The organism is Roseovarius sp. M141 (assembly GCF_024355225.1).
Taxonomy (GTDB): Bacteria; Pseudomonadota; Alphaproteobacteria; order Rhodobacterales; family Rhodobacteraceae; genus Roseovarius.
Map to the genome: position 1 here is coordinate 3313149 of NZ_VCNH01000008.1, position 24363 is coordinate 3337511.

Sequence of the window (24363 nt, forward strand, 5' to 3'; positions counted from 1 at the left end):
AGTTCTCCAGTAAAACCCGCCTCGCCAATGCAGCCCGCATCGCGTAGCCTGCCCCGATGAGCGACAACACAGACAAGGCCGAACAGCGCACCGACTGGGCCGAGGATCGCACGATCATGGCCAACGAGCGCACGTTCAATTCGTGGATGGGCCTCGGGCTGGGCGCTGTCGGCGTTGCCATCGCGCTGAAGGCCGTGTTCGGCGATTTCACGCCCACATGGGCCGCCAAAGCGGTGGCCAGCCTTTTTCTGGCCGCCGCAATCGCGATCTACTGGACCGCCGCAAGACAGGCGCACAAAACCCACGCGCGCCTGACCTGCCGCGATGCCGAAGCGACCGGATCGAAGAATTTTCACCGCCTCGCCGCGATGCTGTCGCTCGCGACAATCGGCACCGGCGCGATATTGTGGATGCTGTGACCGGCTGAGCGGTGGACGCGGGCGCTCCGCGCGCCTAGTTTGACACCCTGAAACTTCCGATTCACGCAGGCGCCCCACATGACCGACACGTCCCCTTCCGGCTATCGCGTTCTGGCCCGCAAATACCGGCCCGAAACCTTCGCCGATCTGGTCGGGCAGGATGCGATGGTGCGCACGCTGAAAAACGCGTTCAAGGCCGACCGCATCGCGCAGGCCTTCATCATGACCGGCATCCGCGGCACCGGCAAAACCACGACCGCGCGCATCATTGCCAAGGGCATGAACTGCATCGGACGGGATGGCGAGGGCGGCCCCACCACCGAGCCGTGCGGCGTCTGCGAGCATTGCACCGCCATCATGGAAGGGCGCCATGTCGACGTGCTGGAAATGGACGCCGCCAGTCGTACCGGCGTGGGCGACATCCGCGAGATCATCGATTCGGTCGCCTATCGTGCTGCCTCGGCCCGCTACAAGATCTACATCATCGACGAGGTGCACATGCTCAGCACGTCGGCCTTCAACGCGCTGCTGAAAACGCTGGAAGAGCCGCCCGCCCACGTCAAATTCATCTTCGCCACCACAGAAATCCGCAAGGTGCCGGTGACGGTGCTCAGCCGCTGCCAGCGGTTTGACCTGCGCCGGATCGAACCGGAGGTCATGCTGAAACTCACCCGCCGCCTCGCGGATGCCGAGGGCGCGCAGATCACGGATGACGCGCTGGCCCTGATCGTGCGCGCCTCCGAAGGGTCGGCCCGCGATGCCACGTCCCTATTGGATCAGGCCATCAGCCACGGCGCCGGTGAAACGGGCGCCGATCAGGTGCGCGCGATGCTGGGGCTGGCCGACCGGGGCCGGGTGCTGGACCTGTTCGATCTCATATTGAGGGGCGACGCGGCAGGCGCGCTGACCGAGCTGGGGGCGCAATACTCCGACGGGGCCGACCCGCTGGCGGTGCTGCGCGATCTGGCCGAAATCACCCATTGGACCTCGGTGGTGAAAATCACGCCCGAAGCCGCAGACGATCCCACCATCGGCCCGGACGAACGCGCCCGCGGTCTGCAAATGGCCGAGGCACTGCCGATGCGTGTGCTCACCCGCATGTGGCAGATGCTGCTGAAGGCGTTGGAAGAAGTGGCAGGCGCGCCCAACTCCATGATGGCCGCCGAAATGGCCGTGATCCGCCTGACCCATGTTGCCGACCTGCCCAGCCCCGAGGATCTGCTGCGCAAACTGCAAAACACGCCGGTGCCCAGCACGCCGCCCACAGGTAGCGCCGCGCCATCGCCCTCCGGCGGCGCTACATCCACTCCTTCAAACGCCTACGCCCCCCCCGCCGCTCCTCAAGGCTCGCAACCGCGCGCCTCCGGCGATGGCGCAGGCCAGACCCTCGCCATCGCCTCCGAAACCGAGGCCGCGCTGGCGCATTATCCAACCTTTCACCACGTGGTCGAGACAATCCGCGCCAACCGCGACGTCAAGCTACTGGTTGAGGTTGAAACCTGCGTCCAACTGGCCGCCTATCAGCCCGGCCGGATCGAATTCGTCCCCACGGATAATGCCCCCCGCGATCTGGCCCAACGCCTCGGCGCCGCGCTCCAGCGCTGGACCGGCAACCGCTGGGCCGTGACACTGGTCAACGAGGGCGGCGCGCAGACCATCGCAGGCGTGCGCGACGCCGAAGATCTGGCGCTCAAGGATGAGGCATGCCAACATCCGCTGGTGCAGGCGGTGATGGACGCATTTCCCGGCGCTGAAATCCTGGAAATCCGCACCGCCCGGCAAATCGCAAATGAGGCGGCAGCAGACGCCCTGCCCGAAGTCGAGGATGAATGGGATCCCTTCGAAGAGGATTGACCGCCGCCCTCATGCCGCGTCTGGCCCTTGTTCCGCCGCCCCGCCGCACGTATCTAGAGACCAACCGTTTACCGATTGGAGAATTAAGATGTTCAAGGGACTGGGCCAGATGGGCGACATGGCCAAGATGATGAAGGCCGCACAGGAAATGCAGACCAAGATGGCAACCCTGCAAGAGGAAATGCACAGCCTGACCGTCACCGGAGAATCAGGCGCAGGTCTGGTCAAGGCCGTCGCCACCTGTAAGGGCGAACTGAAAAGCCTCGACATCGATCCGTCGATCTTCTCCGGCGACGACAAGGAAGTCGTCGAAGATCTGATCCTCGCCGCGATCAAGGATGCCCAAGGCAAGGCCAGCGACCGCGCCCAGGAAGAGATGGGCAAACTGTCCGAGGGCATGGGCCTGCCAAAGGACATGAAGCTGCCCTTCTAGGCGCGCCCGCCACTTTCAATGTTCCGACAAATACTCTCGCCGAAGGCAATCCCGGCGTTGCAATCAGGACACTTCGCTTGAGCTCAAACCGCAACATCGAAACGCTGATCCAGATGATGGCCAAACTACCCGGCCTCGGTCCCCGCTCGGCCCGGCGCGCGGTTCTGCATCTGATCGCCAAGCGCGAACTCAAACTGATGCCGCTGGCAGACATGATGCAGTCTGTCGCAGCCACAGCGCGCGAATGTTCGGTCTGCGGCAATATCGGCGCGGCAGAGGTCTGCGACATCTGCCGCGCGCCCAAACGCGCAAACGGCCTGCTCTGCGTGGTCGAGGACGTTGCCGACCTCTGGGCGATGGAACGGGGCGGCGCTTTTCAGGGCCGCTACCACGTTCTGGGCGGCACATTGAGTGCGCTGGATCAGGTCGGCCCCGAGCAATTGCGCATTCCAGCCATGATCCGCAGGATTGATGACGAGAGCATCACCGAGGTCATCCTCGCCCTCGGGGCCACGATCGACGGGCAGACCACGGCGCATTACATCGCCGACCAGATCGAGGGCCGCGTACGCCTGACCACACTTGCCCAAGGCGTCCCCATCGGCGGCGAACTGGACTATCTGGACGATGGCACGATCAGCGCAGCGCTCAGCGCGCGGCGGGCGCTTTAGGCGCCACATCTGCGCTGGGCGCCTGTCGCGGGTGTCGGGATTTGGGTATTTTCACCAAGAAAAGCCACAGGCGGCGCATTGATCCGCCTGCGGGCTGAACCGCTTAGTCCAGAATCTTGCCTTCGGGCCACTGCATGTCATGCTCCAGCGTGATAGTGCGGCTTGCGCCCGGCGCCAGATCGAAATCCCACGCCAGAATACCCCGCTGACCCTCGAGGTTTTCCTCGGTCGGGCGCGGATCAGACTGCCAATCGATTTGCAGATCTTCCTGCTCGGAATAGGGGACGCGGTCCAGCACGCGCAGCGACCAGGCCTCGTCGGTGAGGTTTTCGATCTCAATCTTCGCGGTCTCGGTCAGGTCGCTGGATTTGCGGATCAGCCCGCGGTCGCCCTCTTCGCGGTCCAGTACCGTGCGGGTCAGGCGTAGCCCGTCGATGGGGCCAAAGGACAGCTCTGCCTCGGCGCCCGCGGCGATCAGATCACCCTGGACCTGCCCGACAAAGGTATCGCCCAGATAAAGATTCGTCTGTCCCGGCAGGATCAGCTCGCCCGTGTCGTTGGTCAGCGTCGCCATCAGATACGCCGTCTCGTCGTACAGCGGCACGGCGCGCGCCTCGATCTCGGCCTGCGTATCCAGCGTACCCAGCGCGATGCGCAGCGCATCGGCGCCTGATGCGACCGACACCGGCGGCGCGTAGTTGTAGGTCACGGCCAGACCGTCAAAATCCGCCTCGGCCATGACCACAGATGGGGCAGACTCGGCTATCATCAGGCTGTCTGCGGACCTGTCGAACGCGGCGCCTGCCGCTTCCTTGCGCATCAGCTGGACCGGCTCGCCGATGCGGCGCAGCAGCGGGTATATCATGCTGGGCGCGGTCTGGCCGCTGGGGCGCACGGTGGAGAGTGTCAGCGCGACATCTGTCCAGTTCTCGCCCGTATTCTGCCGCACATAGGCGCCCCGGGCGACGGCGAGCGCGCCTGTCTCGCGCGTCAGGGTCATGTCATAGACTGGCGCCCAGCCGGCATCATGTGTCTGGTAGGTAACGTCCAGCGTGCCCTCGATCTGGGCATCGGCCGTGACCGAAACGGCCAGCATCGCGCGATCCTCGCGCTCGGGGACGAGGGCCGCAAGGGCGCGGCGCGCCTGCTCCAATGCTTCGATGAGGTCTTTCAGGCCACGCTCGGCCTGTTCGGCTTCGCGGCGTGCATCATGGGCCGATTGCCGCGCCGCCAAGGTTTGCGTCCCGATCATCTGGGCCAGGTCGCGCAGGGTGGCAACATCCTGGGCCGCGACCCCGTCGCCCTGCCCCAATTGAGACAGGAAGGCGACCTGCGCGTCAGCCGCATCGACCGCCAGTTGCATCCGGGCGATGTCAGCCTGCGCGTCGCGCAGGGCATCCTCGCGGCGCTCGACCTCGGCCTCGGCGGCCTCGATGGCTGCGGATTGGCGGTCACCGCGTGGCGGGACAAAATCGCGGCGCGTGGTGACGCCGCCCATCTGCGCGCCGGTGACGGTAACGCGGACGGTTTGCAGGTCCGTGTTCTGCGGCAGGTCAAGAAGGATCAGGTCATGCTGTCCTGCGGGCGCGCTGAACGGAACCGACCGGTGCACGGTGGCGCCCTGCGGATACAGCGTGACATCCGAAACCCGGCTGGTCAGCGGGATATCATCGGCCCAAAGGGCGGTGGGCAAAGCGAGGGCGAAAAGCAAAGTTACGGGGCGCATATTGGTCTCCAGCTATTTGACCGGCAGCTTTTGGCGCGGCGGGCAGAATTGCAAGGAGATTGGCGACGGGATGCGCGAAGTCACGGTTAATTTACATATTTGCGGCGTAATGCATGGGACGATTGACGGTGGCAATATGAACTTGGCAGGGCCGGTGGCACAGGACCAAGGAGACCCCACAGGGCAAAGATTGAATCCGGCGCAGCGCACTGCGCCGGAAGAAAGCGACGTGATCGGGCGCAATCAGCCCTTTTTCAGCACGCGCTGGCCCAGCGTTTCGGCAATCTGTACGGCGTTCAGAGCCGCGCCCTTGCGCAGGTTGTCCGACACACACCACAGGTTCAGGCCGTTCTCGATCGTGCTGTCCTGACGGATGCGGCTGATGAAGGTGGCGAAATCACCGACGCATTCGATGGGCGTGACGTAGCCGCCGTCCTGCCGCTTGTCGATCACCATGATGCCCGGCGCCTCGCGCAGGATATCGCGGGCCTCGTCCTCGTCCAGGAACTCCTCGAACTCGATGTTGATCGCCTCGGAATGGCCGACAAAGACCGGCACGCGCACGCAGGTGGCCGTGACCTTGATCGACGGGTCCATGATCTTCTTGGTCTCTGCGACCATCTTCCACTCTTCTTTCGTGTCGCCGCTGTCCATGAAGACGTCGATATGCGGGATCACGTTGAAGGCGATCTGCTTGGTGAATTTCTTGGCCGGCTTGTCATCGGTGGGGTTGTAGATCGACTTGGTCTGATCCCACAGCTCGTCAATGCCTTCCTTGCCCGCGCCGGAGACGGACTGGTAGGTACTGACGACGACGCGCTTGATGCCGGCGCGGTCATGCAAAGGCTTCAGCGCCACGACCATCTGCGCGGTCGAGCAGTTGGGGTTGGCGATGATGTTCTTCTTGTGAACCATCTCGACCGCTTCGGGGTTCACTTCGGGAACGACCAGCGGCACGTCCGCGTCGTAGCGGTAGAGCGAGCTGTTATCGATCACGATGCACCCGGCCTTGGCCGCCTTGGGCGCGTAGATCTTGGTGGCATCGGACCCGATGGCGAATAGCGCGATATCCCAGCCCGCGAAATCGAAGGTATCCAGATCCTTGGTCTTGAGCGTCTTGTCGCCATAGCTGACTTCGCTGCCCAGCGACTTGCGGCTGGCCAGTGCGACCACCTCGTCTGCAGGGAACTGACGCTCGGCCAGAATGTTCAGCATTTCGCGTCCCACGTTGCCCGTGGCACCGACGACGGCGACTCTGTAGCCCATTCACTCTACTCCTGATAAAATACGGTTTGACTGCGCGCGTCTTAGCCGTTTGAGCGCGCGGGGGAAAGGGGCCGTCAGACCGGCGCGTCGCGGCTGAACAGATAGACCAGCGATCCGGCCAGGGCAGCCACGCCAAAGAACGCGAAAAGCGCGCCGTATGCAGCCACATCGCCCGATGTGGCTGCCACCCGCACATGCAATACGCCCGAGCCGAGTTGCATCAGGCCGACGCCGCCGATGCCGAAAAGGTTCATCAACGTCACCCCCCGGCCCGCCAGATGCGCCGGGAAAAAGCCGCGCGCATGGGCGATCATCACCGGAAAGGTCGAGCCGAACAGCCCGATGGCCGCGCACAGGGCAATACCAAGTCCAACGCTGTGCCCCACCAGCACCGCCAGCATCAGGCTGGCGGCGGCGCAGGCCATGTTGCCACTGAAAATGACCCATTTATGGGTGCCGAATACCCGGTCGAGCGGGCCATAGACCAGAGTCCCGCAGATCATCGCCACGCCCATCACCAGTGACGCCTGTCCCAGCTGCCCGGTGCCAAGGCCGAAAATGTCGCTCAGATATGGGCCTATCCAGAGACCCCGAATTGCCGCCACTGGTGCGTAACAGACAAAAATCATAGGGAAAATTGGCCAGAGTGCACGCATTTTCAACAGGTCCAGCACCGAGCCGCGCTGCCCGCCCGGCGCCGCCTCGGGATCTCGCACAAAGGCGAGCAGAACGGCCGCCGCCAGCGCCGTGATCGCCGCGAGGCAGATCATGGCCGCACGCCAGCCGAATGCCTCGACCGTCCAGGCCATCGGCCAGGATGCGCCCAGATTGCCGAGTGATCCGATGGCCAGAAGCAACGCCGCCATGGTGGCGAACTGCGCCGAATTGCCTTGCCGCGCCAGAATGTAGTAGGCCGACACCAGCACCGGGGCGCAGCCTGCCCCGATCATCACCATCGCCAGATTGACTAATGCCGGGCCTTGCGCAAACGCAAACACCAACGCGCCGCCGGCCCCGCCAATCAGCAGCAGCGACGATGCCGTGCGGCGTGGCCCGATGTGATCCAGCGCCCAGCCGACAGGCAACTGCGCACCGGCAAAGGCGAGAAACCACAGCCCCGATGCGAAGGCCAGATCCTCCGGCCCCGTGCCGATATCGCGCGCCAGAACTCCGCCAAGAACGGCAAGGAAGGCACGATAGAATTGGCTAAGGACATAGGCGAGGCACAAAAGGATCAGCCCGGCGCGCATGAGACTCTCCTTTGCGACGTCATAGGGCGCTTGCGTTGCATGATCGCGTGGCGCTGGCAAGATGGCGGTGCAGGCTGCGGAATGACCTTAGGTCCGGTATGTGTGGGGCATAGGGCGGAATTTGAGTATTTTCAGAACATTGAAAGGGGCGCGGCGCGCCCGTCCGATCTGTCTGCCTGATATGTCTGTGCCGTCAACCCGTGCGCGCGATGAGCGCGTCGACATGTGCCGCCACGCTATTGGCCAGTGCGCGCAGGTTATACCCTCCTTCGAGGCTGGACACGACGCGCCCCTGCGCGTGAATACCCGCCAGATCGCAGAGCTTTTCGGTGATCCAGGCAAAATCCGCCTCGACCAGATCAAGGCTGGCCAGCGGGTCATCGCGGTGCGCGTCGAACCCTGCCGAGATCAGGAGCAGGTCGGGCGCAAAGGCGTCCAGCGCAGGCAGGATGTGCCGCTCCATCGCCGCGCGAAAGGCGGCGCTGCCATCGCCGTCGCGCAGCGCGACATTCAGCAGGTTGCCGGATGCGCCCCTGTCGGATGGATCGCCCGTGCCGGGGAAAAGCGGCATCTGGTGCGTCGACAGAAACGCGATGCGCGGATCGTCCCGCACCAGATCTTGCGTGCCATTTCCATGGTGCACATCGAAATCGACGATTGCCACCCGGCTCAACCCGTGATGTTCCAGCGCGTGGCAGGCCGCTGCCGCAACCGTGCCAAAATAGCAAAACCCCATCGCCGTGCCACGCTCGGCGTGATGCCCGGGCGGGCGCGTAGCGACAAAGGCGTTTCGCGCACTGCCGTCCATGACCATGTCCACCGCCCGGATGGCGCCGCCAACGCCGCGCCTTGCGGCGCGCAATGTGCCCGGGGACAGCCATGTGTCGCCGTCGATGGCGAAAAACCCCTGTTCGGGAACGGCGCGTGCAAGGGCATCCAGATATGCCTGCGGATGCACGCGCAGCAATTGCGCATCGCTGGCCAGCGGTGCGTCCTCGTGCAGCAGATCGCGCGCCTCCAGGGCGCGCAGGACCGCACGCAGACGGCCCGGCCGTTCGGGATGATCCCGCGGAACCTCATGATCGAGGCAATCGGCATGGCTGAGAAGGGCGGTGGTCATCATTCTGGCCTTTATATGTGCGCACGTCCGATGCAACCGCGAATCGCGGCGCCTGTCCAGTGCAGGCTTGCCGTGCTGTCGTAGCCGTGTAATCTGCCTCACATGGCGATAGATCCATCCACCTCCGCGACAGAACAGGCGCAGGACATTGCGCTGAGCCTGTGGGCGCAGGGACAAGGGTTCATGCTTGCGCTGCTGCGCACATGGAACACCTATCAGGTGCTGATAATCCTCGGCCTGATCCTGGTTGCACATCTGCTGAGGGCGGTTCTGGGCCCGCGCCTGCACGAGTGGATGCGCACGCGCGAAGGCTGGCCAAAATGGCGGATTCGCCTGCTGGTCATGGTGCATCGACGGCTGCGCCTGATCTTTTTCGTCGCGCTTGGGTGGATCACGTACGGGATCATGCAGGAGGTGACATGGCCCAGCCGGTCCTACCTGATCGGCATCGCGGTCAGTCTGGGGACGGCGTGGCTGGTCATCGCCTTCGTCACGCGGCTGATCGTCAACGGGTTCGTGCGCGGCGTCGTGCGCTATGCCGGATGGACCTGGGCAACGCTGATCATCCTGGGGCTGACCGACGAAGCGCAGAGCCTGATGGACAGCCTGGCCGTGCATCTGGGCGACACGCGCCTGTCAGTCTGGCTGGTCGCGCAGGCCATGGTCATCCTCGGCGCTCTTTTGTTCGCCGCCCGGCTGGTGTCGACGACGACATCCGGCCGGATCAGGCAAAACGAACAGATCTCACCATCGATGCAGGTGCTGGCGGTCAAGCTGCTTCAGGTCACGCTGTACGGTGCCGCATTTTTCATCGGGCTGCGCACGGTCGGGGTGGACCTGACCGGCCTTGCCTTCCTGTCGGGCGCGATCGGTGTCGGCATTGGCTTTGGCCTGCAAAAGGTGGTGTCGAATCTGGTGTCGGGCGTCATCATCCTGCTGGACAAATCGATCAAGCCGGGCGACGTCATCAGCCTGGGAGAGACATTCGGCTGGATCAATGCGCTGGGTGCGCGCTATGTCAGTGTCGTCACCCGCGACGGCAAGGAATACCTGATCCCGAACGAGGATCTGATTACCAGCCAGGTCGTCAACTGGTCCCACTCCAACGAATTCGTGCGCCTTGATATCCATTTCGGCACCGCCTACGGGGACGACCCGCACAAGGTGCGCAAGATCGCGATCGAAGCCGCATCTGCCGTGCCGCGTGTGCTGGCCATGAAAGAGCCGGTATGCCATATCGTCGGCTTTGGCGACAGCAGCGTGGACTATATCCTGCGCTTCTGGATCCGTGACCCGACACAGGGGCTGACCAACATTCGCGGCAATGTCTATCTGGCGCTATGGGATGCGTTTCACGACAATGGTATCTCGATCCCCTTCCCTCAGCGCGAGGTCCGCATGCTGAACGATCCCGAAGACATCTCCAGACCCACCCGTTTTAATCCCGCAGAACCCTGAAGGGGCGTGCAGCTATCGGCAAATCAGGCACGGTTCCGCGAATTGCAAACAATTCTCAGGTGTCTCATTGAAAGAGGCGCCCCGGCTTGCTACTTTCAGGAATGCCCGGCACCGGGGCTACATGCAGGTGCATTACTCAGGAGGGCAACGAGCTGTCCATTTCCGCAGCAGCGGCCATCGCCGCCGATACGAAGGTGCCCCATATGGCCCTGAACGACAGCGCATCCAGCAAAGAGCAGCTTGCGCATATTCTGAAATCCCTGGATGACGACAAGGCCGAGGATATCGTGCAGATCGACCTGCGCGGCAAATCCTCGATAGGCGACTATATGGTCGTATGCTCTGGGCGCTCGTCGCGGCAGGTTGTTTCCATCGCCGAAAAACTGGTCGACAAGCTCAAGCATGACCTTGGCCGAAGCTCTCGTGTCGAGGGCAAGGAAACGGGCGATTGGGTGCTGATCGACACGGGCGACGTGATCGTCCATGTCTTCCGCCCCGAAGTGCGCGAGTTCTACCAGCTGGAAAAGATGTGGCAGCCCGCAGGCACCCCCGGCAGCGCCGCATCAGCCTGACGGGCGTGGTGGAGAGGGGCTGACCTGAATGAGGCTGCACATCTGCGCGGTCGCACGCATGCGTGCCGGGCCTGAGCGCGATATTTTCGATGATTACATCCTGCGCGCAGACCGCACGGGCCGGGCGCTGGGCGTCGGGCCGATCACATTGCAAGAGGTCGAAGACAAGAAGGGCGGCGGCCCCACCGCCGAGGCCGCCCTGCTGGAGCGTGCCTTGCCTCAGGGCGCGGTGCGCGTCGCGCTGGACGAAAGGGGGCGCACTCTGACCTCTCCGGATTTTGCGAAAATGATCGCCGAATGGCGCGATACCGGCCGCACAGATCTGGCCTTCGTCATCGGCGGCGCCGACGGTATCGCCCCTCACTTGCGCGAGACCGCCGAATTCAGCCTGTCTCTGGGCAAGATGGTCTGGCCCCACATGCTGGCGCGCGTCATGCTGGCCGAACAGATCTACCGCGCCACGACCATTTTGGCCGGCGGCCCCTACCACCGCAGCTGACAATCTGGCGCCTTCATCCTTTCATCGTTCCAAAAATACTCAATGGCGCCCCCACCCCGCGCGCTGCGGCCCGAGATTCATCAAACCGTTACCGCTATCGTTGTTTTAACCCACCCGCATCTTGGCTAAAAGCAGCGCCAAAGGCCCTGACCGAGGCCAGGAGCAAGACATGAGCACCCCCAAACCCGTTATTCTATGCATTCTCGATGGCTGGGGGTTGTCGGACTCCAAGATCGGTAACGCACCACTTCTGGCCAATACGCCCAATTTCGATGCGCTGATGGCAAACTGCCCCAATGCAACGCTGGTCACGCACGGTCTGGATGTCGGCCTGCCCGCAGGCCAGATGGGCAATTCCGAGGTTGGTCACCTGAATATCGGTGCCGGCCGCATCGTCGAAATGGATCTGCGCCGTATCGACCGCGCTATCGAAAACGGCACGTTTGACAGGCTGCCCGGCATTGGCCGTTTTACCGATGCCATGCTGGCCTCGGGCGGCACGGCGCATCTGCTGGGCGTGTTGTCCGACGGGGGCGTCCATTCGCACATCCAGCACATGATAGCCGCCGCCCGCGCGCTGACCGCCAAAGGCGTGCCCGTCGCGATCCATGCCTTCACCGATGGGCGCGACGTCGCCCAGATCTCGGCCAAGTCATATCTGGACAGCCTGCAGGACGCCCTGCCCGACGGCGCGTATATCGCCACCGTTTCTGGCCGTTACTACGCCATGGACCGCGATAACCGATGGGAGCGGGTCGCGCTGGCCTACCTCGCCATCGCCAAGGCCGAAGGCTACCGCGCGCAAACCGCCGGAGAGGCCATCGCAAACGCCTATGGCAAGGGCCGCACCGACGAATTCATCAAGCCGCGCGTTCTGGGCGACTATGGCGGCATGCAGGACGGCGATGGGCTGCTGAGTCTGAATTTCCGGGCCGACCGCGCGCGCGAAATTCTCGCATCCTTTGCCGACCCGGAATTCGCCGCATTCGAGACGGGCTCACGGCCCCGGTTTGCCATCGTGTCGGGCTTTACCGAATATTCGGAACGGCATAAAAATTACATGGACTGCATCTTTCCGGATGAAATGCCGGAAAATACGCTGGGTGTCTGGGTCGCCAAAAAGGGACGCAGCCAATTTCACATCGCCGAGACGGAAAAATATCCCCACGTCACCTATTTCCTCAATGGCGGTCGAGAGTTGCCTGAACCGGGCGAAGATCGCTACATGGCCCAGTCGCCCCGCGTCGCCACATACGACCTACAGCCCGAGATGTCGGCCCCCGAAGTGACCGATCACCTGATCGCCGCGATCGAGGCGCGTTATGATCTGATCGTGGTCAACTATGCCAATCCTGACATGGTCGGCCATACCGGCGATCTGAATGCCGCCATCGCCGCCTGCGAGGCGGTGGATGCCGGGCTGGGCCGGGTCCTGACGGCGCTGGAGGCGCAAGGGGGCGCGATGATCGTCACCGCCGATCACGGCAATTGCGAAACGATGATCGACCCCGTCTCTGGCGCGCCCCATACCGCGCACACCACGAATCTGGTCCCGGTCATCATGGTTGGCGGCCCCCAAGACGCCGCGCTGACCCCCGGCAGGCTGAGCGATCTGGCCCCGACCCTGCTGGATCTGATGGGCTTGGAACAGCCCGGCGAAATGACCGGCCAGTCCCTGATCGCGCCTGCCCAGATGGCAAAACACGCATGAAACGCGCCGCCGCGCCGCTGATTTGCGCTGCGCTGTTGCTGCTGACGCCGGGCGCCGTGCGCGCCCAGGACACCCCGGCAGCCAGCGATCCCGGCGCCGAAGCGCGGATTGCCGCCGAAATGCTGGGCGATGCAACCCGCGCGCTGGACGACTCCGACAGCGCTGTCAGCCGGGTCAAGGCACTGACGCAGACCGTGCGCGCCTTCGAGGCCGGATTGCGCGCCATGCGCGTCGGCCTGCGCAGCGCCGCCATTCAGGAACAGACCGTCGCGGACGATCTGGCCTCGCGCGACAAAGAGATCGCGCAGCTTTTGGGCGTGCTCAGCTCCATCGGCGCGACACCTGCGCCTGTGACATTGCTGCATCCCACAGGCCCCGTAGGCACCGCCCGTTCCGGCATGATCGTGGCTGACGTCGCGCCTGCCCTGAATGCGCGCGCCGCCCAGCTGCGCCTGCGTATGGAGGAGCTGGCAGACCTGCGCATCCTACAGCAAAGCGCCGCCGACAAACTGGCCGAGGGGCTGGCCAGCGCGCAAACCGCCCGCGCCGCGCTAAGCCAGGCCATCGCCGACCGCACCGACCTGCCCCGCCGCTTTACCGAAGACCCTGTCAGGACCGCGCTGCTGATCGCCTCAGCCGAATCGCTGGACGGCTTTGCCAGCGGGCTCAGCCAGATCGCCCTGGACGAAACCCCCGGCAGCCTGCCCGGTATCGCGGACCGCAAGGGCCAGCTCCCCCTGCCCGTCCAGGGCCGCATCCTGCGCCGCGCGGGCGAGGCGGACGCGGCAGGCATCATCCGCCCCGGCATCGTCATGGCCGCGCCGCCCCGCGCCGTCGTCACCACCCCGGCGGCGGCGACGCTGCGCTATCAGGGGCCGCTGCTGGATTACGGAAACGTCGCGATCCTAGAGCCTCAATCGGGAATTTTGCTGGTCTTCGCCGGGATGGACGTGGTCTATGGTCAGATAGGACAAGTCCTGCCCGGGGGCAGCCCCGTGGGCCTGATGGGCGGTGTCGGTGATCCCGGCACACAGCGGGATGACGAAATTGTGCCCGCCGAGCTGCTAGAGGCGGCTACCGAATGGACGCAAACCCTGTATATAGAAGTCAGACAGGATAACACCGCCGTAGACCCCGCGCTGTGGTTCAAGACAGACAAGGATGAGTAATCTATGAAGAAATTCCTGATGGCTGCCGGCGCCGGCACGCTGGCAGGCGTGATCGTCACCACGCAGATCGCCGCCCCTCTCATGGCGCAGGAGAGCAAGAACAGCACCAGCGTCTACGAGCAGCTGGACCTCTTTGGCGACATTTTCGAGCGGATCCGCGCGCAATATGTCGAAGAAGTCGACGAGGGCGACCTGATCGAGGCCGCAATCAACGGCATGCTCACATCGCTCGACCCCCATTCCAGCTACCTGCCGCCCGACGACGCCGAGGACATGCAGGTCCAGACGCGCGGCGAATTCGGCGGACTGGGCATCGAGGTCACCCAAGAAGAAGGCTTCGTCAAGGTCGTCTCGCCCATCGACGGCACACCGGCGGCTGACGCGGGCGTTGAATCGGGCGATTACATCACCCATGTCGACGGCGAAAGTGTATTGGGCCTGACTCTGGACGCCGCAGTCGACATGATGCGCGGCCCGGTCGGCAGCGAGATCGTCATCACCCTCGTGCGCGAAGGCGAGAGCGAGCCGTTCGATCTGTCCATCATCCGCGACACGATCAAGCTGGTCGCCGTGCGCGCGCGAACCGAGCAGAAGGCCGTGGTTCTGCGTGTGTCGAAATTCAACGACCAGACCTATGAGAACCTCGAAGCAAGCCTGGCCGACGAGGTCGAAAAGGCCGGCGGCATCGACAAGATCAACGGCTTTGTCATTGACCTGCGCAACAACCCCGGCGGTCTGCTGAATCAGGCGATCAAGGTGTCGGATGCGTTTCTGGAAAAGGGCGAGATCGTCAGCACCCGTGGCCGCGATCCGCAGGACGGCGAGCGTATCAATGCGACCCCCGGCGATCTGGCCGAGGGAAAACCGATCGTCGTGCTGATCAATGGTGGCTCGGCGTCGGCATCCGAAATCGTGGCCGGCGCGCTTCAGGACCATCACCGCGCGGTGGTGGTGGGCACCAAGAGCTTTGGCAAGGGGTCGGTTCAGACGGTCATGCCACTGCGCGGCGACGGCGCGATGCGCCTGACCACCGCCCGGTATTACACCCCATCGGGCCGCTCGATTCAGGCGCTGGGCGTGTCGCCCGACATTCTGGTCGCGCAGCCGCGCCGCAAGCCTGAGGAGGTGGAGGACGAGAACGGCGCACCGCCACTGCTGCGGTCGGAGGCGGATCTGCGCGGTAGCCTGAACAATGACAGCCTGACCGAGGACGAGATCCAGCACATCAAGGAAACCCGCGAACGCGCCGAAGAAAGCGCAAAGCTGCGCGAGGAGGATTACCAGCTGGCCTATGCCATCGACATCCTCAAGGGTCTCACCACGCTGAACGGCAGCAACTGACGCAAGCAGCGGGCCACGCCAGTCGCGGCCCGCCCACCAGCCTCGGAGAGGGTCATGACCCCGGAACAGATCGCCCTTCTGCCCTATCGTCCTTGTGTCGGCGTGATGCTGGTCAACAGAGACGGGCACGTCTTTGTCGGCCAGCGCATCGACACGAAAGAGCCTGCTTGGCAGATGCCCCAAGGGGGCATCGATCCGGGCGAGGATGCGCGCGCCGCCGCCGTGCGCGAGCTGGCCGAAGAAACCGGAGTCACGCCTGATCTAGTCCGGATCGAGGCCGAGACGGCAGGCTGGGTGCGCTATGATCTGCCGCATGATCTGGTGGCCCGGATGTGGAAAGGCCGCTATCGCGGGCAGGAACAGAAATGGTTTCTGGCCCGGTTCCGCGGCGATGACAGCCAGATCAACATCCTCACGGCGCATCCCGAATTTTCCCACTGGTGCTGGCTGTCGCCTGCGGATCTGCCCCGCCATATCGTCCCCTTCAAACGCGCGGTTTATACCGCCGTTCTGGAAGAATTCGCACCGCACCTCTGACGCGGATCACCGCCCATGCCAGCCAAACATGCCCGGCGCCGATGGCCATATATCCCAAAACGGCCTCATGGGGATCCAGCATAGGGGCAAAAAGTGAATACAGACTTACAGCGGTTTAAGACTCCAAAACCTCACCCGGCCGCCATCCTTTAAACCGCGCCCGATGATGCTCCAGATGCGCGGTGATCTGGGGTTGTGTCGCAGCGCTGTCCATAGCCAGCCTTAATCTGTCCATCGCAAGATGGCGGACAGATCAGTCGTTCGACATCAGGACGGCTGAGAGGTCGTATTGGGTATTGAAAATGGGGGCCAATGCCCCTCCATCCACGACAGTCTAACACCGCAAATGGGAGCCGAACCTGTTGGCTTTTCTTGGTGAAAACACCCAGACCCCGCGATCAGCCGCCCAGCGCCTTGAGCAGTTCCTGGGATGGATACCCATCGGCGCTCAACCCGGCGGATTGCTGAAAGGCGCGGATCGCATTGGTGGTGTTGGGACCGATGATGCCATCGATCTTTTCAACGGCAAAACCCTTGCTGCGAAGGCGGCTCTGGATCTCACGCCTCTGGGCTGAACTTATCGCATGATACTGGCGCGGCCAGGGCGCTTGTATAGCCGAGCCGCCCTTTAGCCGGTCGGACAGGTGGCCAACGCCGATGACATAGGCATCGGCCTTGTTATAGCGCTCGATCACGCTGAAATTGTCAAAGATCATAAAGGCCGCGCCGCCCGATCCGGCAGGCAGCAGGATCGATGCCTTGCCATGGTTCGGCACCGGGCGCCCTGCCATGTCGCGCACGCCCTCGGCGGCCCATGCGGCGGGGCTGCGGGTCAAATCGCGACGTGCCTGCGACAGATCAAACCCGCTTGGCAGGCGCACTTCGACGCCCCAGGGCTGCCCTTTTTTCCAACCGAAATGCGCCAGATACGCTGCGGTCGATGCCAGCGCGTCGGTCGGGTCGTCCGACCAGATGTCGCGCCTGCCATCGCCGGTGAAATCCACCGCATAGGACAGGTAGGATGTGGGCATGAACTGCGTATGGCCCATTGCCCCCGCCCAGCTGCCAGTCATGGCGCGGGGTGCCACGTCTCCTGCCTGCACGATTTTCAGCGCCGCGATCAGCTGCTCTTCAAAGAACGCGCCGCGCCGCCCGTCATAGGCCAGCGTGGCCAGCGATTCGATCAGCGGGCTGCTGCCCCGCGCGGCTCCATAGGCGCTCTCAAGGCCCCAGATGGCCGTGACGACCTCCTTCTCGACGCCGTAACGGGCTTCGATCCGGTTCAGCGCCGCGCCGTGGCGGGCCAGTGCCGCCTTGCCGTTGCTGACACGCGAAGACGATACGGCAGTGTCCAGATATTCCCATATCTGCTTGGAAAATTCCGATTGGTTGCGGTCCCGCGCGATCACGCCCGGATCGTATTGCACGCCCGCAAAGGACGCGTCAAACGCCTGCCCCTCGATCCCAACCGCCGCCGCGCGGGCGCGAAATCCGGCGATCCAGCTGCGCAAGCCCGGATCCTTGGCCGCGACGCGCAGCGGTGCGTCGGTATCCAGATCCGCCGGACGCAGCACCGGACGCAAGGCGGTGGTCGGCGCACGCACCGCCGCCGATGCCAGCACCTGCCCGTCCGGGCGCCCCTCGGGGCGGGGCGATGTACTGACCGGCGCGCCTGCCGCGCTATTGGCCACCAGAACGGTCAAACCTGCGGTCATCCATGTCGAAATCTTCATCGCCTGCCCTCTGCCTCAGTCTTTTTCTGCCTCAGTCTTTTGTTTCACAATAGGCAACAGCCGGGCAAATCGAAAGCGTCATGCAAGGCGCTTCTGCGGGGAACCGCCGATGCCTGCATAAGCACACTCAGCCGATGAACCGATCCGCCGCATCCCCAGCCAGGTAGCTGATCCGCCCCCCCGCCAGCGTGGCCATAACGCGGCGGCTGTTGCTGCTCAGGATCGTCAGATCGGCGCGCTGGCCCGGCGCCAGATCGCCCCGGTCGGCAAGGCCCAGAACCTGCGCCGGCCCCTTGGACACCAGATGCCACGCCGCCGCCAGATCGCATATCCCCGCGTCCGACAGCAACCAAGCCGCGCGCCGCAATGAGGGGTAGTGATAATCGGACGCCAGCGCATCGACGCAGCCCATCGCCGCCATGTCCACCGCGCTGGCATTGCCGTTATGCGAGCCGCCGCGCACGATATTCGGCGCCCCCATGACGACGGCATCACCGCCGGCTTGGGCGGCCTCGGCGGCCTCCATCGTTTCGGGAAACTCGGCGATCGTCACGCCCATGGCGCGCCACCCAGCGCGCGCGGCGGCGCTGCGGTCGTCATGGCTGCCCATGCACACTCCCGCCGCCGCCAGATCCGCCGTCAGCCGCGCCAGAGCCTGCGGCACACGGTCCATACCATCATGCAGCGCCTGCATCACCTCCAGGTGCCGCTCGGGGTTGCGCCCGATACGCAGCGCCTGGCCGGTCAGTCGCGGCGGCCGCTTGCCCGCCGCCAGTGCCGCATGCGGCAGATGGTCGTTGAACACGACATGGCCAATGCCGTAGTGCGCGATAAACGCTGCGACAGCCTCGTAATCGTCCACCATCGACACCTCGAACCGCAGCTGCGCGCGCAGGTCCGTCACAACGCTGCCGCGTATCTGCGCCAGCCCCTTCATGACGGCGGTGGCGAAATCAGGGCCGCGCATGCCGCCCTCCCAGCTGTAGAACTGCGCCAGCATGGCGGTCGTGATACCGTTCGCCGCCAGTTCAGCCTCGGCGGCGATCAGGCCGGCGCCGATATCCTTCATCGCGCCGCGCCGGGGGGCCAGATGCCGCTCGAACCCGTCGCCATGGGCGTCAACGATACCAGGCAATACGGTGAACCCGGTCAGGTCCACCACGCGCCCGCCGCCGCCCGATTCACCTGAAACGATGCACCCATCTGCAATGGCCAACGGCGCGCGCGACAGCCCGCCGGGATGCAGCACATCAGCGCCGCGCAGTTCCAGCGACAGGCTCAATCGTCACCCCACCGGAACAGATCGCCGATATTCATGTCATGGTCAAACGCGCCGCTGGTCAAAAATTTCTCGACCTGCGAGATGACCATCGGATTATTCATCATGAAGGTATGCGTGACCGGCAATTTGATATGATCGGCCATCCCATCCACCTTGGTCGAGGCGACCGACACCTTGCCATCGTCAGGCCCCTTCAGCAGCAGCGAAAAATAGGGGTTCAGCGACCGCGTGCCTGCAATGACACCCAGATCGAAATCCACAGGCGGCAGGCTTTCGGTGAATGTATCAGGCCCGGTGTCCAGTTGCATGCCCGCCGGGCCGTTGATCCATTCGAACAGCTCCAGACCGCCCAGTTCATCCACGACCTGGCTGCCGTGGTTCGGCGGGGCCAGCATCACCACGCGGCCCAGGTTTTCGGGCCGGTGCGCAGGCAGCCACGCACGCAAGAGGATACCGCCCATCGAATGAGTGACAAAATGAACGGTCTCGTCACCGCAGGCCCTAACGGCCCCCGGCAGAACCTCGTCGGCCAACGCGGAAATCCGCGCCTTGGTTGACGGATAGGACGGGATCACCACCTGCATTCCCGCCGCCTCCAGCACTTCGCCCATCACCAGAAGCGACGCATCGCTGCGCGCCAGCCCATGCAGCAGAACGGCGCAGTCAGCCAATGCCGGAACAGGCAAAGCAAGCGCCACTATGAGAGGCCATGTTTTCATCCTTGTGCAGATATGCGCAAACTGTCCGCACGAAAAGCCCCCACATCCCTTGCCACAGGTAAAAGCCCGCCCATGCCCATTCGCATCGCTGCCCGCGCCGTCCTGATTCACGACGACCGGCTGCTGCTGGTCAACGCCTTTCCGGGCGCGCGCAGCGATCTGTGGTGCGCGCCTGGCGGCGGCGCAAATATCCATGAAAGCCTGCCCCAAAGCCTTGAACGCGAGGTGCACGAGGAAACAGGGCTGCGCATTGCCATCGGCGCGCCGTGCCTGATAAATGAATTTCACGCCGCCCAGCGCGATTTTCATCAGGTGGAAATATTCTTTCGCTGCACGCTGGTCAGCGGCGCATTGGATGCAGGCTGGCGCGACCCCGAGGGCATCGTGACCCGCCGCCGCTGGTTTGCCGCAGATGAGCTGCCCGATATCCGGCTAAAACCCGACAGCCTGAGGACAATCGCCTTTTCAGACGGCATCGGCTATGATCCACTCGAGGAAATCGTCGGGTAACGCACATGAACAAGGCCTTCACCAAAGAAGACGACGGCAGCACCACGCCCCAGCGGCTGGACGATCTGCCGATCTCTGCGCACCCCAACCACGTCACGCCGCGCGGTCTGGCCCAGCTACATGCCCGCGAGGCCACGCTGGAGGCGGAAATCGCCCGCCTGCGCGCTGCGCCGGACGATCCCGAAACGCTCTATCCGCTGGCGGTGGCCGAACGTGACTTGCGCTATGTGGCGGCACGGCTTGGCTCGGCCATTCTGGTCGAGCCGCCCGAGGGCGCCTATCCAAGCGTGCAGTTCGGTGCCGCCGTTGACGTACTGGACGAGGACGGCAAGCCCGCCACCTACACCATCGTCGGCGAGGACGAGGCCGATCCGACACAGGGCCTGATCGCTGCCCACTCCCCCCTCGCGCGCGCGCTGCTTGAGGCGCAACTGGGCGACGTCGTCGAATGGCCCCGCCCCAGCGGCATGGTCGAACTGGAAGTGACGCACATCGATAAGGCAGATTAACCCCGCCCCCACCGCTACATCGCGCCGAACGCGGCAGGATAGCTCAGCGCCGCCTGCGGCGCATCCTCGCCCGGCCCCGCGATCAACGTCTGAGCGACCGGATAGGGCGTTGTCAGCCGCGACGCCCGCGTGGCGTTGAAACCTGCGCGTTCGTAAAACGGCACCTGCCCCAGCACGGCGACATAGGTGCCGCTGCGCCGCGCCCATTCTGCCAGCATGCCGATCAACCGCCGCCCATGCCCCGCGCCCTGCCAGTCCGGGTCGATCGCGACCGGGGCAAGACACAGCCAGCCCTCGGGGGCGTCCATGCGCGACAGGGCGTAATACCCCACGATGCCGCCCTGAAATGGCAGCACCACCTCGCCCGCGACAGCGCCCGATTTGCGCAGCGCCTGCACCAAACGCGCCTCGCCGTCCCCGCCAAAGGCCCGCTGCAGCAGCGCGCCAACGGCAGGTTCCTCGCCGCGCCGCATCTCGCGACTGAATTCAGGAAATCTAAGAATCATCGCCCTTCCCATCACACCGCACACGCCTCAGGCGAGTAGCGCTTTCTTTTTGCCATAAATATCCCCGCCGGAGGCATAAATCTCTTTTGGTGGAACATCTGCCACACGAAAAAGGGGCCGCCAGAAAGGCGACCCCCGTAGTCTCGGCTTTGGGTGGTAGTTCGGTTTTCGCCAGGCGAAACCTTACATCATTCCGCCCATGCCGCCCATGTCGGGCATGCCGCCACCTGCGCCGGCGCCGTCTTTCGACGGCTTGTCGGCAACCATGGCTTCGGTCGTGATCAACAGACCGGCAATCGAACCCGCGTCCTGCAATGCGTGACGCACCACTTTGGCAGGGTCGATGACGCCGAACTTGAACATGTCGCCATATTCTTCGGTCTGCGCGTTGAAGCCGAACTTGGCATCGCTGGACTCGCGGATCTTGCCCGCAACGACCGAACCGTCAACGCCGGCGTTCTCGGCGATCTGGCGCAGGGGCGCTTCAAGCGCCTTGCGCACGATCGAGATGCCGACCGTCTGGTCGTTGTTCTCACCGGTCATACCGTCCAGAATCTTGCCAGCCTGGATCAGGGCAACACCGCCGCCAACGACGATACCTTCCTGAACGGCCGCACGGGTCGCGTTCAACGCGTCGTCAACACGGTCCTTGCGCTCCTTGACTTCGGTTTCGGTCATGCCACCGACGCGGATGACTGCAACGCCGCCGGCCAGCTTGGCCACGCGCTCTTGCAGCTTCTCTTTGTCGTAGTCGCTGGTGGTCTCTTCGATCTGGTTACGGATCTGGGCAACGCGCGCCTCGATCTCGGCCTTCTCGCCAGCGCCATCAACGATGGTGGTGGTGTCCTTGGTGATCGACACTTTCTTGGCCGAACCCAGCATGTCCATCGTGACCGATTCCAGCTTCATGCCCAGATCTTCGGAGATGACCTGACCGCCGGTGAGGATCGCGATGTCCTGCAGCATTGCCTTGCGGCGATCGCCGAAACCGGGTGCCTTGACGGCTGCGATCTTCAGACCGCCGCGCAGCTTGTTGACGACCAGCGTGGCCAGAGCCTCGCCTTCGACGTCCTCGGCGATGATCAGCAGCGGCTTCTGCGACTGGATGACCTGCTCAAGCAGCGGAACCATCGGCTGAAGCGACGACAGCTTCTTTTCGTGCAGCAGGATGATGCAGTCCTCAAGGTCGGCAATCATCTTGTCGCTATTGGTCACGAAATAGGGGCTCAGGTAGCCACGGTCGAACTGCATACCCTCGACAACATCGGTCTCGGTCTCGAGGCCTTTGTTCTCTTCGACGGTGATCACACCCTCGTTGCCGACCTTCTGCATCGCGTCCGCGATCTGCTGGCCGATTTCTTTTTCGCCATTGGCGGAAATGGTGCCGACCTGCGCGACTTCGGCGCTATCGGACACATCACGGGCAGCCTTGCGGATCTGCTCGACGACCTTGGCAGTCGCCATGTCGATACCGCGCTTGAGGTCCATCGGGTTCATGCCCGCTGCAACCGACTTCATGCCTTCGCGGACGATGGCCTGCGCCAGAACCGTCGCGGTGGTGGTGCCGTCGCCGGCCTCGTCATTGGTGCGGCTGGCCACTTCTTTGACCATCTGCGCGCCCATGTTCTCGAACTTGTCTTCCAGCTCGATCTCTTTGGCGACGGATACGCCGTCCTTCGTGATGCGCGGGGCGCCGAACGACTTGTCCAGGACCACGTTGCGGCCTTTGGGGCCCAGCGTGACCTTGACGGCGTCGGCCAGGATGTTGACGCCCTTGAGCATCTTGTTGCGGGCGTCGGTGCTGAATTTGACGTCTTTAGCAGCCATATCTCAATTCCTTCGAATTAGTGTGTCAGGTTAATGCACGCCTGCCCCGTGGGGCGGCGCAGCATCGCGCGATATCAGGCCATTTTGCCCAGAATATCGCTCTCCTTCATGATCAGCAGCTCTTCGCTGTCGATCGTGATCTCGGTGCCGGACCATTTGCCGAACAGGACGCGATCACCGGCCTTCACGGCCATTTCGATCAGCTCGCCATTGTCCTTGCGTGCGCCTTCGCCAACCGAGACGATTTCGCCTTCGCTGGGCTTTTCTTTGGCGCTGTCGGGAATGATCAGGCCGCCTTTGGTTTTCTCGTCGCCTTCAATGCGGCGAACGAGGACGCGGTCGTGCAGCGGAGTAAATGCCATCTCTGAGGCTCCTTAGCTCAAAGTTACGTTTCTGTGGCCCGGATGCGGGCCGTTAGCACTCACCCAAGGCGAGTGCTAACGATGGGTAGTTAGGCAGCCCGCAGCGCTGTGTCAACTGCTTCGTGATCTAAACATTTATACGATGACGCAGTCCGCCGATGCCCGCCACGTCCAGCTATCTGCGCAATTAGCCGACTGTCGGCAGTTCGGGCATGTGAACCGCTGTCGTGCCCAGCATGGCGACCCCTGCGTCGCTCAGCGCATAGATGCCGCGACTGGCGCGATAGAACCAGCCGTGATGATTGTCCGCCATGATCTGCCGCGCCCGCCCCACCCCGGTTTCGCGCGCTACATCGGCGCCTTTCGACGCACCTGCGCCCGCCAGATATGCCGCGCAGGTCAGCGCGTCCTGCCGGTAGGACGTCATCACCTGCCCGTTGGTGCCGCCCGGTGTCGGATCACCGCTGCGCGTGTCGAATTCGGCCACCAGCCGCGCGCGTTTCTTGGGCGATCTGCGCGGCTGGAACGGTCCCGGCGCCGCATGTTCCTGCACGGTCCCGTCCTCGAACTGAACCGACAGAACCCCCAGTCCGAGCCGACGGCACAGGCCGATATTGCCCTTGAATGCGCGCCAGCCCGCCTTGCCGCGCCAGCGCGGCACCGCGACATAGACCAGATCGCACACCGCCTGCCGCGCCACGGCCTGTTGCAGTAACACCAGCGAAAATCCCAGCTTCAGTTCGACGATCAGTAGCGCACCGCCCTTGCGCGCGACGACATCGGCGGCGCCGACCTCGCCCTTGACACTATGGCCCTGCGCCTCCAGCCAAGCCTTCACCGGCGCGTACAGATCGGTTTCGACAGGTTTTTGCATGCGCCGCATCGTGGC

General features: G+C 63.8%; 24 protein-coding genes. 13 read left to right on the plus strand and 11 right to left on the minus strand.

Going from position 1 to position 24363, the window contains the following annotated elements:
- Window positions 1–56 precede the first annotated feature (56 nt).
- From FGD77_RS20120 to recR, 4 genes are all read left to right on the plus strand, one after another.
- On the plus strand, window positions 57–419 hold the full coding sequence (locus tag FGD77_RS20120) for a DUF202 domain-containing protein (protein ID WP_255013190.1): 363 nt from the start codon (window positions 57–59) through the stop codon (window positions 417–419).
- A gap of 78 nt (window positions 420–497) precedes the next feature.
- Entirely contained in the window at window positions 498–2273 is a 1776-nt protein-coding gene (locus FGD77_RS20125; protein WP_255013192.1) for a DNA polymerase III subunit gamma/tau, read from the plus strand.
- A gap of 88 nt (window positions 2274–2361) precedes the next feature.
- Window positions 2362–2706 carry a YbaB/EbfC family nucleoid-associated protein gene (locus FGD77_RS20130; protein ID WP_255013194.1) on the plus strand — a complete coding sequence of 115 codons (345 nt, stop codon included), beginning with the start codon at window positions 2362–2364 and terminating at the stop codon, window positions 2704–2706.
- Window positions 2707–2783: 77 nt separating this feature from the next.
- Entirely contained in the window at window positions 2784–3377 is a 594-nt protein-coding gene (gene recR, locus FGD77_RS20135) for a recombination mediator RecR (protein WP_255013196.1), read from the plus strand.
- Window positions 3378–3480: 103 nt separating this feature from the next.
- Here the strand turns inward: recR and FGD77_RS20140 are convergent, their stop codons facing one another.
- The 4 genes from FGD77_RS20140 to FGD77_RS20155 all read right to left on the minus strand — a co-directional run bounded on the left by FGD77_RS20140 (window position 3481) and on the right by FGD77_RS20155 (window position 8739).
- The gene (locus tag FGD77_RS20140) at window positions 3481–5103 is read right to left on the minus strand and encodes a DUF4139 domain-containing protein (protein ID WP_255013198.1); all 1623 of its coding nucleotides are present in this window, start codon (window positions 5101–5103) and stop codon (window positions 3481–3483) included.
- A 243-nt stretch (window positions 5104–5346) separates the two neighbouring features.
- Entirely contained in the window at window positions 5347–6369 is a 1023-nt protein-coding gene (locus FGD77_RS20145; protein ID WP_255013200.1) for an aspartate-semialdehyde dehydrogenase, read from the minus strand.
- A 74-nt stretch (window positions 6370–6443) separates the two neighbouring features.
- Entirely contained in the window at window positions 6444–7619 is a 1176-nt protein-coding gene (locus FGD77_RS20150; RefSeq protein WP_255013202.1) for an MFS transporter, read from the minus strand.
- A gap of 193 nt (window positions 7620–7812) precedes the next feature.
- Window positions 7813–8739 carry a histone deacetylase family protein gene (locus FGD77_RS20155; protein WP_255013204.1) on the minus strand — a complete coding sequence of 309 codons (927 nt, stop codon included), beginning with the start codon at window positions 8737–8739 and terminating at the stop codon, window positions 7813–7815.
- Window positions 8740–8841: 102 nt separating this feature from the next.
- Here FGD77_RS20155 and FGD77_RS20160 point away from each other — a divergent pair, with 102 nt between their 5' ends.
- The 7 genes from FGD77_RS20160 (at window position 8842) to FGD77_RS20190 (ending at window position 16026) form a co-directional block, all read left to right on the plus strand.
- Window positions 8842–10197 carry a mechanosensitive ion channel family protein gene (locus FGD77_RS20160; protein WP_255013206.1) on the plus strand — a complete coding sequence of 452 codons (1356 nt, stop codon included), beginning with the start codon at window positions 8842–8844 and terminating at the stop codon, window positions 10195–10197.
- Window positions 10198–10298: 101 nt separating this feature from the next.
- Window positions 10299–10769 carry a ribosome silencing factor gene (gene rsfS / locus FGD77_RS20165; protein WP_255014365.1) on the plus strand — a complete coding sequence of 157 codons (471 nt, stop codon included), beginning with the start codon at window positions 10299–10301 and terminating at the stop codon, window positions 10767–10769.
- Window positions 10770–10797: 28 nt separating this feature from the next.
- Window positions 10798–11268 (plus strand): 23S rRNA (pseudouridine(1915)-N(3))-methyltransferase RlmH, encoded by a 471-nt coding sequence (rlmH, locus tag FGD77_RS20170; protein ID WP_255013208.1) that lies wholly within the window; start codon window positions 10798–10800, stop codon window positions 11266–11268.
- A 169-nt stretch (window positions 11269–11437) separates the two neighbouring features.
- Window positions 11438–12979, plus strand: coding sequence for a 2,3-bisphosphoglycerate-independent phosphoglycerate mutase (gpmI, locus tag FGD77_RS20175; protein WP_255013210.1), 1542 nt, complete (start codon window positions 11438–11440; stop codon window positions 12977–12979).
- On the plus strand, window positions 12976–14148 hold the full coding sequence (locus tag FGD77_RS20180) for a murein hydrolase activator EnvC (RefSeq protein ID WP_255013212.1): 1173 nt from the start codon (window positions 12976–12978) through the stop codon (window positions 14146–14148). Before gpmI ends, FGD77_RS20180 begins: the two co-directional genes overlap by 4 nt.
- Window positions 14149–14151: 3 nt before the next feature.
- Window positions 14152–15489 (plus strand): S41 family peptidase, encoded by a 1338-nt coding sequence (locus FGD77_RS20185; RefSeq protein ID WP_255013214.1) that lies wholly within the window; start codon window positions 14152–14154, stop codon window positions 15487–15489.
- A gap of 54 nt (window positions 15490–15543) precedes the next feature.
- The gene (locus tag FGD77_RS20190) at window positions 15544–16026 is read left to right on the plus strand and encodes an RNA pyrophosphohydrolase (protein ID WP_255013216.1); all 483 of its coding nucleotides are present in this window, start codon (window positions 15544–15546) and stop codon (window positions 16024–16026) included.
- A 398-nt stretch (window positions 16027–16424) separates the two neighbouring features.
- On the opposite strand, the gene FGD77_RS20195 is transcribed toward FGD77_RS20190, so the two are convergent.
- From FGD77_RS20195 to FGD77_RS20205, 3 genes are all read right to left on the minus strand, one after another.
- Window positions 16425–17759, minus strand: a complete 1335-nt coding sequence (locus FGD77_RS20195) for a lytic murein transglycosylase (RefSeq protein WP_255013218.1) — start codon at window positions 17757–17759, stop codon at window positions 16425–16427.
- 127 nt (window positions 17760–17886) lie between these two features.
- A complete protein-coding gene (locus tag FGD77_RS20200; RefSeq protein WP_255013220.1) occupies window positions 17887–19041 on the minus strand; it encodes an alpha-D-ribose 1-methylphosphonate 5-triphosphate diphosphatase in 1155 nt (384 codons plus the stop codon).
- The gene (locus tag FGD77_RS20205) at window positions 19038–19760 is read right to left on the minus strand and encodes a triacylglycerol lipase (RefSeq protein WP_255013222.1); all 723 of its coding nucleotides are present in this window, start codon (window positions 19758–19760) and stop codon (window positions 19038–19040) included. The genes FGD77_RS20200 and FGD77_RS20205 overlap by 4 nt, the downstream gene beginning before the upstream one ends.
- Before the next feature lie 72 nt (window positions 19761–19832).
- Between FGD77_RS20205 and FGD77_RS20210 the strand changes: the two genes are divergently transcribed.
- Both FGD77_RS20210 and FGD77_RS20215 read left to right on the plus strand, forming a co-directional pair.
- Window positions 19833–20270, plus strand: coding sequence for an NUDIX domain-containing protein (locus FGD77_RS20210; RefSeq protein WP_255013224.1), 438 nt, complete (start codon window positions 19833–19835; stop codon window positions 20268–20270).
- 5 nt (window positions 20271–20275) lie between these two features.
- Window positions 20276–20779: a GreA/GreB family elongation factor gene (locus FGD77_RS20215; protein ID WP_255013226.1), complete on the plus strand. Its 504-nt coding sequence runs from the start codon at window positions 20276–20278 to the stop codon at window positions 20777–20779.
- 14 nt (window positions 20780–20793) lie between these two features.
- Here the strand turns inward: FGD77_RS20215 and FGD77_RS20220 are convergent, their stop codons facing one another.
- The 4 genes from FGD77_RS20220 to FGD77_RS20235 form a co-directional block, all read right to left on the minus strand.
- Window positions 20794–21285 (minus strand): GNAT family N-acetyltransferase, encoded by a 492-nt coding sequence (locus FGD77_RS20220; protein WP_255013228.1) that lies wholly within the window; start codon window positions 21283–21285, stop codon window positions 20794–20796.
- 183 nt (window positions 21286–21468) lie between these two features.
- A complete protein-coding gene (gene groL / locus FGD77_RS20225; RefSeq protein ID WP_255013230.1) occupies window positions 21469–23112 on the minus strand; it encodes a chaperonin GroEL in 1644 nt (547 codons plus the stop codon).
- A gap of 74 nt (window positions 23113–23186) precedes the next feature.
- Window positions 23187–23474 carry a co-chaperone GroES gene (locus FGD77_RS20230; RefSeq protein ID WP_255013231.1) on the minus strand — a complete coding sequence of 96 codons (288 nt, stop codon included), beginning with the start codon at window positions 23472–23474 and terminating at the stop codon, window positions 23187–23189.
- A 187-nt stretch (window positions 23475–23661) separates the two neighbouring features.
- Window positions 23662–24348: a DUF2161 domain-containing phosphodiesterase gene (locus FGD77_RS20235; RefSeq protein WP_255013234.1), complete on the minus strand. Its 687-nt coding sequence runs from the start codon at window positions 24346–24348 to the stop codon at window positions 23662–23664.
- Window positions 24349–24363: the final 15 nt, after the last annotated feature.